Annotated in this window: 12 protein-coding genes; 10 read left to right on the top strand and 2 right to left on the bottom strand. The window is 72.8% G+C overall.

Features of this window, described 5'->3' with window-relative positions; translation table 11 throughout:
• The first annotated feature begins 1 nt into the window (after window position 1).
• From BLW76_RS25700 to BLW76_RS25675, 7 genes are all read left to right on the top strand, one after another.
• Window positions 2-700, top strand: coding sequence for a hypothetical protein (locus BLW76_RS25700; protein ID WP_091311745.1), 699 nt, complete (start codon window positions 2-4; stop codon window positions 698-700).
• Between the two features lie 22 nt (window positions 701-722).
• Window positions 723-2342 (top strand): flavin-containing monooxygenase, encoded by a 1620-nt coding sequence (locus BLW76_RS25695; RefSeq protein WP_091311742.1) that lies wholly within the window; start codon window positions 723-725, stop codon window positions 2340-2342.
• Between the two features lie 16 nt (window positions 2343-2358).
• Window positions 2359-3639, top strand: a complete 1281-nt coding sequence (locus BLW76_RS25690) for a cytochrome P450 (RefSeq protein WP_091311740.1) — start codon at window positions 2359-2361, stop codon at window positions 3637-3639.
• A complete protein-coding gene (locus tag BLW76_RS49850; RefSeq protein ID WP_244170308.1) occupies window positions 3636-4319 on the top strand; it encodes a cytochrome P450 family protein in 684 nt (227 codons plus the stop codon). Before BLW76_RS25690 ends, BLW76_RS49850 begins: the two co-directional genes overlap by 4 nt.
• Window positions 4241-4828: a cytochrome P450 gene (locus BLW76_RS49845; RefSeq protein WP_244170307.1), complete on the top strand. Its 588-nt coding sequence runs from the start codon at window positions 4241-4243 to the stop codon at window positions 4826-4828. The genes BLW76_RS49850 and BLW76_RS49845 overlap by 79 nt, the downstream gene beginning before the upstream one ends.
• Entirely contained in the window at window positions 4822-5937 is a 1116-nt protein-coding gene (locus BLW76_RS25680) for a serine hydrolase domain-containing protein (protein ID WP_091311738.1), read from the top strand. The genes BLW76_RS49845 and BLW76_RS25680 overlap by 7 nt, the downstream gene beginning before the upstream one ends.
• Before the next feature lie 85 nt (window positions 5938-6022).
• Window positions 6023-6820: an alpha/beta fold hydrolase gene (locus BLW76_RS25675; RefSeq protein WP_091311736.1), complete on the top strand. Its 798-nt coding sequence runs from the start codon at window positions 6023-6025 to the stop codon at window positions 6818-6820.
• Window positions 6821-6885: 65 nt separating this feature from the next.
• Here the strand turns inward: BLW76_RS25675 and BLW76_RS25670 are convergent, their stop codons facing one another.
• Window positions 6886-7431: an SMI1/KNR4 family protein gene (locus BLW76_RS25670; RefSeq protein WP_091311734.1), complete on the bottom strand. Its 546-nt coding sequence runs from the start codon at window positions 7429-7431 to the stop codon at window positions 6886-6888.
• 300 nt (window positions 7432-7731) lie between these two features.
• Window positions 7732-8214 carry a hypothetical protein gene (locus BLW76_RS25665; RefSeq protein ID WP_091311731.1) on the bottom strand — a complete coding sequence of 161 codons (483 nt, stop codon included), beginning with the start codon at window positions 8212-8214 and terminating at the stop codon, window positions 7732-7734.
• A gap of 139 nt (window positions 8215-8353) precedes the next feature.
• Between BLW76_RS25665 and BLW76_RS25660 the strand changes: the two genes are divergently transcribed.
• From BLW76_RS25660 to BLW76_RS25650, 3 genes are all read left to right on the top strand, one after another.
• Window positions 8354-10228: a serine/threonine-protein kinase gene (locus BLW76_RS25660; protein ID WP_091311729.1), complete on the top strand. Its 1875-nt coding sequence runs from the start codon at window positions 8354-8356 to the stop codon at window positions 10226-10228.
• Window positions 10225-12036: a serine/threonine-protein kinase gene (locus BLW76_RS25655; protein WP_091311727.1), complete on the top strand. Its 1812-nt coding sequence runs from the start codon at window positions 10225-10227 to the stop codon at window positions 12034-12036. Before BLW76_RS25660 ends, BLW76_RS25655 begins: the two co-directional genes overlap by 4 nt.
• Window positions 12037-12161: 125 nt before the next feature.
• Window positions 12162-15251, top strand: a complete 3090-nt coding sequence (locus BLW76_RS25650; protein ID WP_091311725.1) for an ATP-binding protein — start codon at window positions 12162-12164, stop codon at window positions 15249-15251.

The following is a 15251-nucleotide window of genomic DNA, read 5'->3' as shown; positions in this document are numbered from 1 at the left end:
CGTGGCCAACCGTCCGCCCCGGGTCGCGCACGCGGCCAGCGGGATCATCAGCCTGCTGGTCCTGGCCTCCACGATCCTGGTCCTGGCGCCGATCCCGCCCTTCGGGTCGCCGGAGACCGAGGTCGCGCAGTTCTACGCCACCCACGTCACCAGCGGGTACGTCTACCAGTTCATCGCCGGCATCGCGCTGATGGCCGCGCTGTGGTTCCTCGCCTACCTCTACACCCGGTTCCGCCGGGAAGTGCCGGCCAGCCCGCTGCCGGTGCTGATGATCGCGGCGGGCACCGCCTGGGTGGGCTTCGCCGTGGTGTACCTGGGCCTGTTCCAGATCTTCTCGGGCTGGGCGCGGGACCCGGCGACCCGGCCGCTGCTGCGCGCGTTCTCCGACGCGTACGTGCTGGGCTTCATGTTCAGCGCGGTCCCGGCCGCGGTCGTCGTCGGCGCGGCGGCGCTGTGCACGAGCCGGGCCGCGGGCTGGCCGGGCTGGCTCAAGCCGGCGGCCGCGGCCGTCGTGGTCGTCCAGTTGCTCGGGTGCGTGCCGCTGCTCGCCCCGGGCGGCCCGCTGAAGGCGGGCGGGCCGATCACCTACGCGAGCGTGTTCGCCGTCATCGGCTGGCTCGCCGCGGCGAGCGTCGCGGCCGTCCGCTCGGAACGGGCGAAACCGGGCCGGGACCGGACGAAGTCGTACTCGGAAGCCTGAACCCGTTCACCGGAGCGCTGGGATGACAGACAAGTTCGACGTGGTGATCGTGGGTGCCGGGCTCGCGGGCCTGCAGATGCTGCACGAGGTCCGCGAGGCCGGGCTCACGGCACGGGTGCTCGAGGCCGGCGGCGGCGCGGGCGGCACCTGGTACTGGAACCGCTACCCGGGTGCCCGCTGCGACGTGGAGAGCCTGGAGTACTCCTACCAGTTCTCCCCCGAGCTGCAGCAGGACTGGGAGTGGACCCGGCGGTACGCCGGCCGGGCCGAGATCATGCGCTACATCGGCCACGTCGTCGACCGCTTCGACCTGGCCCGCGACATCCGGTTCCGCACCCGCGTCGAGGCCATGACCTACGACGAGCCCACCGCCACGTGGACCGTGCGGACCGACGGCGGCGACGAGGTCGTGGCCCGGTTCGTCATCATGGCCACCGGCTGCCTGTCCGAGCCGAACGTGCCGGACATCCCCGGCATCGGGACGTTCGCGGGCGACGTCCTGCACACCGGGCGCTGGCCGCGGGAACCGGTCGGCTTCGCCGGCAAGCGCGTCGGCGTCGTCGGCACCGGCTCGTCCGGCGTGCAGGCCATCCCGATCATCGCGCAGGAGGCGGCCGAGCTCGTCGTCTTCCAGCGCACCCCCGCGTACACGCTGCCCGCGGGCGACGAGCCGCTCGACCCGGCACTGCAGGCGGCGATCAAGGCCGACTACGCGGGGTTCCGCGCGCGCAACAACGCGATGCCCACGGCGGGTCTCTCCCGGTTCCCGGCGAACCCGAACTCCGTGTTCCTGTTCTCCGCCGCGGAGCGGGAGGCGATCTTCGAGCACTGCTGGAACCGGGGCGGGCCGCTGCTGCTGCGTGCCTTCGGCGACCCGCTGGTCGACCCGGCGGCCAACGAGGTCGTCGCCGAATACGTCCGCGGCAAGATCCGCGAGACCGTCACCGACCCCGAGGTGGCCGCGAAGCTCACCCCGACGCACGTCATCGGCTGCAAGCGCATCTGCCTCGGTGACGGCTACTACGAGACCTACAACCGGCCGAACGTGCGCCTGGCCGACATCGCGGCCCATCCGTTCGAGGAGGTCACCCCGACCTCGGTCCGGACCGGGGAGGGCACGTACGAGCTGGACGTGCTGGTGTTCGCCACGGGGTACGACGCCATCACCGGCGCCCTGTCGCGCATCGACATCCGCGGCCGCGACGGGCAGTCGCTGCGGGCGGCGTGGTCGGCCGGCCCGCGCACCTACCTGGGGCTCGGGGTGCCCGGCTTCCCGAACCTGTTCACCATGACCGGCCCCGGCAGCCCGTCGGTGCTCACCAACGTGCTGGTCGCCATCCACCAGCACGCCACATGGATCGGCCGGTGCCTCCGCCACCTCGCCGGCACCGGCATCCGGACGATCGAGGCCACGCCCGAAGCCGCGGAAGCCTGGGGCCACCACGTCGCCGACGTCGCCGGGCGGACCCTGCTCCCCTCGTGCGGGTCCTGGTACCTGGGCGCGAACATCCCCGGCAAGAAACGCGTCTTCATGCCGCTGGCCGGGTTCCCCGACTACGCCGAGAAGTGCGCGGTGATCGCGGCCACCGGATACCCGGGCTTCGCCCTCGCCCACGACCCGGTCCCGGCCACCCGAAGCTGACAGGAGCGCACCCCGCATGAGCCACCCCGAGATCCCGGAAATCGACTTCGACCACCACTCGCCGGAGTACTCCGCCGATCCCTGGGCCGCCAACACGGCCCTGAGCCGGAAGTGCCCGGTGGCGCACAGCTCGCACTACGGCGGCTTCTACGTCGTCACCGGCTACGAACAGGTCGCCTCCGTGGCCCGCCGCCCGCAGGTGTTCTCCTCCGCGCACGAGCTGCCCAACACCCCGGGCCGTCCACAAGGGACGATCATCCCGGCTTCGACGTTCCGCGCGCTGCCGCTGGAGATGGACCCGCCGGAGTTCCTGGAGTGGCGCCGGGCGCTGAACACCTTCTTCACGCCCACCGCGGCGAAGAAGCTGCGCCCCCGCATCGAGGCCTACACCACCTGGTGCCTCGACCAGTGCGTCGAGTCGGGCGAGATCGACCTGGTCATGGACCTGGCCAACGCCGTGCCCGCACTGCTGACCCTGGACATCGTCGGCCTGTCGATGGACAACTGGCGCGTCTACGCCGAGGCCGTGCACTCGCTGGCGTACACGCCGTCGGACACACCCGGGTACAAGACGGTCGAAGCAGGCTTCGCGATGCTCATCAAAGAAGTCGTCGAGACCATCCCGGTGCGCCGCGCGAACCCCGGGAACGACCTGATCAGCTTCCTCACCCGGATGGAGATCGGGGGCGAGAAGATCGGCGACGCGGACATCATCGCCGTCTGCAACGCGATGATCGCCGGCGGCATGGACACCACCACCGCCCTGCTGTCCTCCACCTTCGAGCACCTCGACCGCAACCACGACGACCGCACGCGCCTCATCGAGCACCCGGAGGACATCCCCCGGGCGTGCGAGGAGCTCCTCCGGTACTTCACCCCCGTGGTCTGCGTCGGTCGCACGGCCACCGAGGAGGCCCGGATCGACGGCGCCACCGTCCGCCCCGGCGAGCGCGTGCTGATCTCGTGGGCCGCGGCGAACCTCGACGAGAAGGTCTTCCCGGACCCGCTCACCATCGACTTCGACCGCGACACCCGCAAGCACGCCGCCTTCGGCATCGGCGCGCACCGCTGCATCGGGCGCCACCTCGCGCAGACCGACTTCCAGGTCGTCGTCGGGGAAGTGCTCCGGCGGCTACCGGACTACCGGCTCGTCGAAGGGGCGGCCGTGCGCTACCCGACGGTCGGGCAGATCAACGGCCACGTGACGATGCCCGCCCGCTTCACCCCCGGCCCCCGGATCGGGCCCGCCTTCGAGACGGCGAACGACCTGTTCGCCTCGTTCGGCGAGCCGCGATGACCGGCCTCCCGCGCTTCCCCGCACCCCGGACCTGGCCGCTCGACCCGGCACCCGCACTGCGCGCGGTCCAGACGACGGCCCCGATCACCCGCGTGCAGATCTGGGACGGCAGCACCCCGTGGCTGGTCAGCGGCTACGACGAGGTCCGGACCCTGCTGCGGGACCCGCGGCTGAGCGCGGCGCCCGAGCACCCCGGCTACCCGCACTCGACCCCCAGCAGGTTCATGCAGCGCCTGAGCTTCCTCACCATGGACGCCCCGGAACACACCCGCCAACGCCGCTTCGTCGCCAAGCCGTTCTCCGCCAAGCGCGTCGAGGCCATGCGGCCGCAGATCCACGAGCTGGTGCACGACCTGATCGACCGGCTGCTGGCCGGCCCGAAACCGGCCGACCTGCTGGAGGCGTTCGCGCTGCCGGTGCCGTGCACCGTGATCTGCCACCTGCTCGGCGTGCCGTACGAGGACCACGAATTCTTCTCGACGAGCGCCAAGGCACTCATCGACCCCCGTGCCACCCACGAGGAGGCCATGGCCGCCCGGCAGGGCCTCGTCGACTACATCGACCGGCTCCTGACGGCCAAACGCACCGACCCGGCGAGGACATGCTGTCGGAACTGGCCAACGAGCAGGTCGCCACCGGCAACCTCACCCAGCACGACGCCACCCTCATCGGCATGCTGATGCTCCTCGGCGGCTTCGACACGACGGCGAACACCATCTCCCTCGGCGTCCTGGCCCTGACCGAGCACCGCGACCAGTTCGAAATCCTGCGGCAGCTGGAGACGCCGGAAGAAATCGACGGCGCGGTCGAGGAAATCCTGCGGTACACCGCCGTCCCCCAGGGCGGCAGGCGCCGGGTGGCACTGGCGGACATCGAAATCGGCGACGTGGTCATCCGCGCCGGAGACGGGCTGATCCTCGCCGGCGACCTGGCCAACCGGGACGCCTCGGTGGTCGAGGACCCGGACCGGCTGGACCTGCGCCGGCCCGCACACCGGCACGTCACCTTCGGCCACGGACCCCACCAGTGCCTGGGCATGCCCCTGGCGCGGCTCGAACTGCAGATCGCGTTCCCGGCCCTGGTGCGCCGCATCCCGACGCTGCGCCCGGCGGTGGCCATGGACCGGATCGAGTTCCGCGAGCCGGGCACGGGCGTCTACGGAGTGAAGGAACTGCCCGTAACGTGGTGACGACGATCGATTCCCTGCTGGCGAAAGCCGTCGACAACGGCGTCGCCGCGGGCTTCCACGCAATGGCCACCCACCACGGCGAGATCGTGTACTCGGGCGGCGCGGGTACCCGTGACGGTACGGCTCCGTGGACGGAAGACACCATCGCGTGGCTCGCGTCGATGACCAAGCCGATCGTCGCCGTCGCCGCCCTGCAACTGGTGGAACGCGGCCTGATCGGCCTGGACACACCGACGGCCGACGTCCTCCCCGAACTCGCCGCGGCCCAGGTCCTCGAGGGTTACGACGGGGACGTCCCCCGCCTGCGGCCGGCCCGGACCCCGGTGACGCTGCGGATGCTGCTGTCGCACACGGCCGGCGCGGGCTACGCGTTCCTGTCGGCGGACCTGGCCCGGTACCAGCGGGAGAACGGCATCCCGACGAGCCTGGAGTGCAAGCAGGCCTCGATCGTGGACTCACCGCTGGTGTACGAACCGGGAACGGACACGCGGTACGGCACCGGCCTCGAGTGGGTGGGGCTGGCCATCTCCCGGCTGACCGGACGCGATCTGGCAACCCACCTGCGGGAAGCCGTCTTCGACCCGGCGGGGATGACGGACACGGCGTTCGGCATCGTGGACCGCTCCCGCCTGGCGACGATGCAGGCGGGGCCGGTGACCGTTCCGTTCGAGCTGCCCGCCGAGCCGGAGTTCTTCTCCGGCGGAGGCGGGTTGTACGGAACCCCACGCGACTACCTGAAGTTCCTGCGAACACTGGGCGACACCACCGACGGCGTGCGGCTCCTGTCCCCGGCGACCCTGACCGCGGCCCGGCGGAGCCAGTCGGCGGTGTTCGGCCGGCTGACGTCGGCCAACCCCGCGACGTCACACGACATCGACCTGCTGCCGGGCACTCCGGTGTCGTGGTCACTGCTCGGGATGCGCAACGAGGAGCGCACGCCGCAGGGCCGTCCGATCGGGACGGTGGCGTGGGCAGGGGGTGCGAACTGCTACTTCTGGGCAGACCCGGACGGCGCGACGGCCGGTGTCCTGTTCACCCAGCTCGTTCCGTTCGCGGATCCCGAGGTGATCGCGCTCTTCGCGGGGATCGAGGAGGCGGTCCGCGCCTGAGTCCGGCACCTCACCCGGCGGTGGTGTCCAATCCGGCCTGCCCCGCTCGTCGGGATGGCGAACCTCGACCTCCGGAGGAGACGCCATGACCACCCACACTCTCGCCGTACCCGGCGCCCGCATCACCTACGACGTCACCGGCAGCGGCCCGGTCCTGCTGCTCATCCCCGGCGGCGCCGCCGACTCCACGATGTTCCACCCCATCGCGCCGATCCTGGCCGAGGACCACACCGTCGTCACCTACGACCCCCGCGGCATCTCCCGCAGCCCCCTCGACGGCGAACCCGGGACACTGCGTGAGCACGCCGACGACGTCCAGCGCCTGCTCGCCGAGATCGGCTCGGCCGACGCCGACGTCCTCGCCAACAGCGGCGGCGCCATCACGATGCTCGAGTACGTCGTGCACCACACCGGCCAGGTCCGCACCGTCGTGCTGCACGAACCGCCGGTCACCCGCTACCTCGGCCCGGCCGCCCTCGACGGCCCGGACATCCCGGCGATCCATCGGGAGCACGGGATCGGCGCCGCCATCGCCGCGTTCACGGAGATGTCAGGCTTCGACATCGCCCCGCCGGCCGACCCGACGCCCGAAGAACTCGCCCACATGAAGGTGATGGAGGGCAACTTCGCGTACTTCTTCGGCCACCTCCTGGCCGCCATCGGCGCCTACGAACCCGACCTCGACGCACTGCGGGCAGTGTCGGCGCGGCTGGTCGTCGGCGTGGGCGAGACGGCCGCCGGGCTGCCCGCCCACGAAGCCGGCCTCGGGCTCGCCGCCGACCTCGGGCTGACCGCCGAACCGTTCCCGGGCGACCACGGCGGGTTCGCCGCCGAGCCCGCCGCCTTCGCCGCGCGCCTGCGCGAAGTCCTGAAAGGACACTGAAGAACAGCTGTTCAGCAGCCCCACCTGCCGGGGATCATCCGTTCGCGCGGTGCTTCGGGCCCGGGTCAGAACAGCTCGATCGACCGGTCCGCGCCGGACAGATCCCAGCGGAGCACGTTGCGCGAGCTGCGGCTGGTGGCGAGCTCGAGCAGCACGGCCGTCATCGGACGGCGCGTCCGCATCCAGTCGTCGGGCAGGCTCGCGCTCTGCCGGGTCACGTGCCACCCGTCGGGGTCGGCCGTCCACGGCACCCAGAACAGCGCGCCGCCGCTCATGTCGTCGGCGAACGGGATCACCCCGCCGGGCGCCGGGAACGGCGCCGGGATCTCCGGGTAGTACTCGCGGCCTTCGCGGACGCCGTCGAGAAGGCGGCCGAAGTCGTCGGTGAACCGGGCCAGGCCCTCGGTGTTCTGGACCGGGTTCCAGAGGCGGAGCACACCGCGGAAGCAGCACGACGGGAACCGCCCCATGAACTCCTTGTAGTCGGCCGGGAACACCAGCCCCAGCCGCCGCTCGACGTGGTCCCAGCCGTACTTCGGCGCGACGGCACCCGTCCAGCCGACCGCGTCGGCGATGCGCTCGACGACAGCCCGATGCCCTGGTTCCCCCATGAGCCGATCATGGCAGACCCCGGTCAGCGATGCGCCCCCCGCGGCCCACATACAACGGCGACGAGACTCGCCGGGCCCGGCGGAATCCTCTGCAAGCCTTGCGGGTCCGTGGTGGCGATCGGCCAACTCGCGGTGCGCGATGACCTCGGGCAGTGAGTTCACGACCGCTGCTGTTGCTGACGCGCCCCCGCTCACGAACCCCACGCCACGCTGCAAGGGGCAGCCCGAAGTCCAGCTCTTCGAGCGGGTTAACGCCCCAGCCTGGGCCCCGTCAGGGGACTGTGTGGCCGGCCGACACGGTCAGCTTTGCCGTTCGGACCAGCCGGTTTCCCGGAGTATCCGGCGCCAGCCCGCGACGTCGCCGCTGTATCGCTTTCGGTCGAAGAACAAAGCCGGGACACCGTCGTCCACCACCAGAAGGCGGACCCAGTTGCTCTCCCGCCGGTCCCAGCGCCGCCATCCACCGAACACCCGCTTCGCGAGACCTTTACGCACGGTGTGACAGCGCATCAACTGGATGCTGTATCCGAGAGTGCCGTCGCCGCTCTCAACGCCCCAGCCCTCGCCGAAAGACTGCCTGGTGAACCGGTAGAGAACGTTCTTCTCCGACGGCCAGGGCGCCAGCTCTTCCGCGGGCCCGCCCAGTCGGTGCTCGACAACCACGAAATACTCTGCAACACGCGACGCGCGCCGCTGCTGCCTGTTGAACTCCTCGATGGCCGGAGCCAGTTCTCGAGCGGCCGCGTTCAAGACCTTCAGCGTCAGGCTGCGCTCGCGCGACATCCTTCTCCCCCGCAGGTCCGTTGGCCGACGTCACGCGACTATAGGGCAGGCGGTAGCAGATCACCGCACCGGCGCGGATCAGGCCATTCCCCGCCGGCCGCGCAGGCCCACGCTCTACGATCGCCCGCGGAGGTGGGGCGTGGAGCCGTTGAGGCCGGGTGAGCCGGCGCAGGTGGGGCGGTACCGGCTGCTCGCCGTGGTCGGCGAAGGCGGGATGGGGCGCGTGCTGCTCGGGGTCGCCCCCGATGGCCGGCTGGCCGCCGTCAAGCAGGTTCATCGCGGGTTCGCGCACGATCCCGGGTTCCGTGCACGGTTCCGCCGCGAGGTCGACGCCTCCCGGCTCGTCTCGGGCGCCTACACCGCCGCCGTGATGGACGCCGACCCGCACGCGCCCACCCCGTGGCTGGCCTCCGTCTTCGTCGCCGGTCCTTCGCTGCAGGAAGCCGTCGACGCGACCGGGCCACTCCCGCCCGCCGCCGTGCGGCAGCTGGCCGCCGGGCTGGCGTCCGCGCTGACCGGGATCCACCGGGCCGGGCTCGTGCACCGGGACCTCAAACCCGGCAACGTCCTGCTCGCCGACGACGGACCCCGCGTCATCGACTTCGGCATCGCCCGCGCCGCCGAGGGCAGCACCGACCTGACGCACACCGGGGTCATCCTCGGCTCGCCCGCGTTCATGTCGCCGGAGCAGGCGGACGGGCGGCCGCTGACCCCGGCCAGCGACGTCTTCTCCCTCGGCGCACTCCTCGTCCTCGCCGCCACCGGACGCAGCCCCTTCGCCGGGGCGTCGGCACCGCAGTCGCTCTACAACGTCGTCCACACGCACCCTGACCTGCGGATCCTCCCGCCCGACATCCGCGCTCTCGCCGAACCCTGCCTCGCCAAGGACCCGGCCCGGCGGCCGACGCCGGCGCAGCTGCTCGAACTCCTCGGGCCGCTGCCGCCGGTCCAGCGGCCCTGGCCGCCCGCCGTCCACGCGCTCATCGCCCGCCACCAGGCCGAGGTCACGGCCGCCGTGACCCAGCCCCCGAAGCCGCGACGGCTCGGCCGGCGGATCACGCTCGCCGCCACGGCCGCCGCCATCCTCGTGGCCGGCACGATCACCGCCGTCACGATGCTCAACGGCGACAGTGGGGCGACCGCCGCCCCGGCGAGCAGCCCGGCCCCGGTGACGACGACGTCCGCGCCGAACCCGGACCCGCTGGGCCCGGACAAGCTGCGCGCCGCCGACCCGTGCCAGGTGCTGCCGTCGGTACCCGGGATCGGGAAGCTCACCCCGCAGGGCGCGGTCCACCTCTTCTCCTGCACCTTCCAAACCGCGCAGCGCCAGTCGATGGAGCTGACGATCGGGGGCCCGTCGGCCGCCAAGGGCACTCCCACCGGCGAACTGGCCGGCCTGCCGCTCAGCCTCGACGTCAAGAGCAGCGGCTGCACAGCCTCCGTGCCGATCACCGACCGCCCCGCCGACACCATCGGCATCGAGGCCGGCACCCTCGGGCCAGGCAAGTTCGCCCAACCATGCGACGCCGCGAAGTCCGCGCTCACCGAAACACTGAACCGCCTCCGCGCGGGGAACGTTCCGGCCGCACCACCGGGAAGTCTCGCGGCGGTCGACCCCTGCGGCCTCGTCGACACCGCGACCACACAGCGGATCGCCGGCCCGATCACCAAGGTCCAACCCCGCGGCCTGCACGAGTGCCGCTGGACGGCCGGCGGCGAAATCAGCGTCAACCTCGAACGGGGGTACCCGCCCGTCGCGGCCAAGGACGGTTCCCACACCAAGGCCGGCACTGTCGACCTCGGCGGGCTCACCGCCTCCTTCACCGCCGACCAGGACAACCCCGCGTCGGTCACCTGCACCCTGACCTGGCCGCACCGGCAGGTCGGCGAACAAGCCTCGGAGAACGTCATCGTCCGGTACGCCACTTCCGCCAGCACGCTCACCATCGAGCAGACCTGCCGCCAGGTACAGGACTTCGCCAAGGCGGCCCGGCCCGGACTGCCGAAGCCGTGAAGCCACTGGAACCGGGCGACACCCGGCAAGCCGGGAAGTACCGCCTCGTCGCCGCACTCGGCGAAGGCGGCATGGGCCGCGTCCTGCTCGGCGTCGCCCCGGACGGCCGCCTCGTAGCACTCAAGCAGGTCCACGCCGAGTTCGCGCGCGACGCTCACTTCCGCAGCCGGTTCCGGCAAGAAGTGCTGGCGTCACAACGGGTCTCGGGGGCCTTCACCGCGGCGGTCATGGACGCCGACGCCGACGCCGAAACCCCGTGGCTCGCTTCGGTGTTCGTCACCGGGCCGTCGCTGAAGGAAGCCGTCGAAGCAACCGGGCCACTGCCGGCCGAAGCGGTGCGCCGGCTCGCCGTCGGGCTCGCGACCGCGCTGATCGAGATCCACCGGGTCGGGCTGATCCACCGCGACCTCAAGCCCGGCAACGTCCTCCTGACCGCCGACGGGCCACGGGTGATCGACTTCGGCATCGCCCGCGCCACCGAGGGCGGCGCCGACCTCACCGGCACCGGCGGCATCGTCGGCTCCCCCGCGTTCATGTCCCCCGAACAGGCCGAAAGCCGCCCGCTCACCCCGGCCAGCGACGTCTTCTCCCTCGGCGGCGTGCTGGTGATGGCGGCGACCGGCCGCGGCCCGTTCACCGGCTCCACGACGGCGCAGCTGCTCTACAACGTCGTGCACGCCAGCCCCGACCTGACCGGCCTGCCACCCGAAATCCGCACCCTCGTCGAGCCGTGCCTGGCCAAGGACCCGGCCCGGCGGCCGGCACCGCAGCGCATCCTCGACTTCCTCGGCCCGGTGACGCCCGGAACCCGGCCGTGGCCGGACCCGGTCCACCGGCTGATCGACGCACAGGACACCGCGGTCCGCACCGCGCTGTCCTGGCCGGCGCCCGCGCCACTGCCCATCCCGCCGCCCGCGCCGCCCCGACGTCGCCGCTGGTTCCCGGTCGTGACCGCCCTCGCGACCGTCGCCGGGCTCGCCGTCGGCAGCCTGGTGGCCGTGCTGGTGGCGCGGGCCGACGCGGATCCGCCGACCGCGGGCGCGAACCTCGATCCGACAAGCCTGGAAACGCTGCGGCGCACGGACCCGTGCAAGGTGCTGAACGGCGTCAGCGTCCCCGACGCGGGCAAGCTGAGCGCCGTCCCGGACTCGGGGTACTTCGACCGCTGCGAATACCGGACGAAGTCCGGCCAGAAGATCTCGATCAAGCTCGGCGACCAGATCTACGTCGAGGCCGGCAGGCCGGCCGAGGACCTCGACGGCCGTCCGGTGCTGTTCACCGAAATCAGCGGCAGCACGTGCGACGCCAGCGTCCAGGTCCCCGCGCAGCCGGAACTCGGGGTGACGGCGCTGGCCGAGACGTGCGGCCTGGCGAAGACCACCCTCGCCAAAGTCCTCGACCGCATCCGCGGCGGCACCGGGTACGACCTGCCGCCCGGCACGCTGCTCGCGACGGACCCGTGCTCGGTGCTCGACAAGACCGCGGTGACGCCGGTGCTCGGCCCGGTCCGCGAAGTCAAGCTCAACCGGCTGCGCGATTGCGAATGGACGGCGACGACATCCCTGCGGCTGACCTTCGACAAGGGCTACTCGAGCGTGCCGGACGACGGGAGCCCGGTCGACCTCGGCGGCGTCACCGGCACCCGCAACCCGACCGGCGACAGCTGCGCGGTGTCGTGGCACCACCGCCAGTTCGACGCGAAGCGCACGGAACACATCCGGATCTTCGCCTTGAAGACCGGCGGTGGTGCTTGTGACGTCGCTGCGGCGTTTGGGAAGGCTTTGGCAGGCAAGCTGCCGCGACCTTAGCCACTGATCGTCCCGGTGCCGTACACGACGTTATACACCTTGGTCGGGATCCTCACGTGAGCGGCGGGAAGTCGTGCGACGGGCCTGCGTGAGATGCTCGACGCCGGACCTGGGAGGAACCGGACATGACTGGCGCGCTGATCGGGCGAGCGCACCCCGCCGCGGCGTTGCGGGCCGAGCTTGACCGGGCCGTCGCGAGCCACGGTGGCCTCGTGCTCGTCACCGGCGAGGCCGGGATCGGCAAGACCACCCTCGTCACCGGGCTGGCCGACGAGGCGCGCCGGCGCGGGGCGCTCGTGCTCGCCGGCGCCTGCTGGGACTCCGGCAGCGCGCCCGGGTACTGGCCGTGGGTGCAGGTCGTGCGCGCCCTGCGGCGGGAACTGCCGGAAGACGAGTGGGCGCGGACCGACACCACCACGCTGTCGGCGCTGCTCGGCGAAACCGTGGGCGCACCGGCCGACGACGGCTTCCGGCTGCACGACGCCGTCACGACAGCGCTGGCCGCCGCGGCTCACGACCGTCCGGTCGTCGTGGTGCTCGACGACCTGCACTGGGCCGACGCGGCTTCGCTGCGGCTGCTGGAGTTCGCGGCGCGGCACACCTGGTTCGAGCGGCTCCTGCTGGTCGGCGCCTACCGGGACGTCGAGGTCGACGCGCCGGGCCACCGGCTGCACGACCTCGTCCTGCCTCTCGTGGCGAAGGCGACCACGGTGACGCTGACCGGGCTCGCGCCGGACGAAGTGGCCGAGCTGATGAGCCGCACCGCGGGCACCGAGCCGGATCCCGCGCTGGCCGCCGAGGTGCACCTGCGGACCGGCGGCAACCCGTTCTTCGTCGAGCAGACCGCGCGGCTGTGGCACAGCGGCAGCCCGGTGTCGGCCGTCGCGCCCGGTGTCCGGGACGCCCTGCGGCGGCGCCTTTCCCTGCTGCCGACGCCGGTCACGCGGTTGCTGGTCGACGCCGCGGTGCTCGGCCGGGAGTTCCACCGCCGGGTCCTCGCCGCGCTCGCCGGGGCGCCGGCGCCGGAGGTCGACCAGCTGCTGGCCCACGCGGCCGCGGCCCGGCTGGTGACCGCGCTCGGCAACGGCCGGTTCGCCTTCGCCCACGACCTGGTGCGGGAGTCGCGGTACGCCGAGCTGGCCCCGGCCGAAGCCCGGCGGCGGCACGCCGCGGTCGTCCGCGCCCTCGACGCGTCGCCCGAGCTGGCACCCCTGGTGTTCGCGGCCGACCGGGCCCGCCACGCCTACCTCGCGGGCGCCGAGGTCGACCCCGGCCGCGCGGCCGACCTGCTGGTGGCCGCGGCGCGCGACGCGAGCGCGCGGCTGGCGACCGAGGAGTCCATCGGCCACTACCGGCACGCCCTGGAACGCGCCGGCGACCCGCGGCGGCGCATCGTGATCGGCCTCGACCTCGGCACCGTGCTGAGCCGCTGCGGCGAGAACGACGAAGCGTGGCGGCAGTTCGAAGACGCGGTCGCGCTGGTGCGCGAGCTCGACGACGACGCGCTGCTCGCCAGGGCCGCGCTCACCCTGTCCCGCACCGCCCCGGCCGGCCCGCGCCTCGAGCTGACGTCGGAGCTGCTCGTGTCGGCGTACGAGCGGCTGGCGGGGAAACCGGCGGAGCCGCTGTCGCTCGAGCGCGTCACGCTGGAGCTCGCCGCACGGGCCGCGATGCTGGCGCGCGACGGCGACGACGACCAGGAGCTGTCGTTCACGCTGTGGGCGCGGCACGACCTGATCTGGGGGCCGGGCACCGCGCGGGAACGGGAGCGGCTGACCGACGAGCTGGCCGTGCTGGCCCAGCGGACCGGCGACCGCGAGAACGCGTACTTCGCGTCGTCGCTCAAGTGGGTCGCGCTGCTGGAGCAGGGCGACCCGCGCTACCTCGACCAGTTCCGGGCCTTCCAGGCGCTGGCCGACGGCAGCGGCCTGCCCGGTGCCGAGTTCGCGGGCCTGCTCGACCGCAGCATCATCCGCGCCCAGCGCGGCCGGTTCGCCGAGGCGCACGCGGACCTGGACCAGGTCGAGGCGCGGTTCGGCCAGGACTTCGGCTTCATGATGGACCACGTCCGCTGGAGCTACCTGCTGCTGCAGGGCCGGTTCGACGACCTGGCCGCCCACGCCGCGCGGGTGGCCGCCGGCGACCACCCGCACCCCGACCTGCTGGCCGTGCTCACCGCCGCCCAGCGGGGCGACGCGGCCGCGGCCCGCGAGGCGGCCGTCGTCGCCGGGCCGTTCTCCCGCGAATTCGCCCCGCTGTGGCTGCGCTGCCAGGCCCAGGTGGCCGCGCTGACCGGTGACCGCGAGGCCTGCGAACGGCTCCTCGGCGAGCTCGCGCCGTACTCCGGGGAATGGCTGGTCGCGTTGTACGGCTGCGAGATCAGCGGACCGGTCGACCTGTGGGCCGGGCTCCTGGAAGCGGCGCTGGGCCGCCTCGACGAAGCGGTGACGCGGCTCGGCGCGGCGGCCGCGTCGGCGGACCGGATGCGCCTGCGGCCGTGGGCGGCGGAAATCCGCGCCCGGCTCGCCGCGGTGCTGGTCACCCGAGGCACGACGGGGGACGCCGCGCGGGCGGCGTCCCTGCTCGAAGCCGTGCGCGCGGAGGCCGCCGAACTCGACATGCCGCACCTGGTCTCCCCGCCCGAGCCGGTCGAGGCGAAACCGGTGCCCGCCAACGAGTTCCGCCGCACCGACGAGGTCTGGTCGCTGCGGTTCGCCGGCCGCGAGGTCCGGGTGCCGGACGCGAAAGGCCTGCGAGACCTCCACATCCTGCTCGGGCTCCCGGGTACCGACGTGCCCGCGGTCCGGCTCCTCGCGCCCGAAGGCGGCCAAACGGTGGTGGCAGCAAAAGGGATCGGCGCCGACCCGGTCCTGGACGAGACGGCGAAGGCCGCCTACCGCCGCCGCCTCGGCCACCTCGACGAGGAGATCGACAGCGCGGCGGACCGCGGCGACGACGCCCGGGCGGCGAAGCTGGACCGCGAACGCGAGGCCCTGCTGGCGGAGCTGCGCGCGGCGGCCGGGCTGGGCGGCCGCACCCGCCGCCTCGGCGACGAGGCGGAGCGTGCCCGCAAGGCCGTGACGGCCCGGATCCGGGACACGCTCCGCAAGCTGGCCGACCTCCACCCGGAACTGGCCGGGCACCTGACGTCCTCGATCACGACCGGCTCGTCGTGCCGCTACGCCCCGGATCCGGCAGTCCGCTGGCGGCTCTGA

Source organism: Amycolatopsis tolypomycina (genome assembly GCF_900105945.1).
Classification (GTDB): Bacteria; Actinomycetota; Actinomycetes; order Mycobacteriales; family Pseudonocardiaceae; genus Amycolatopsis; species Amycolatopsis tolypomycina.
This window is presented reverse-complemented; position numbering and strand designations above follow the sequence as displayed.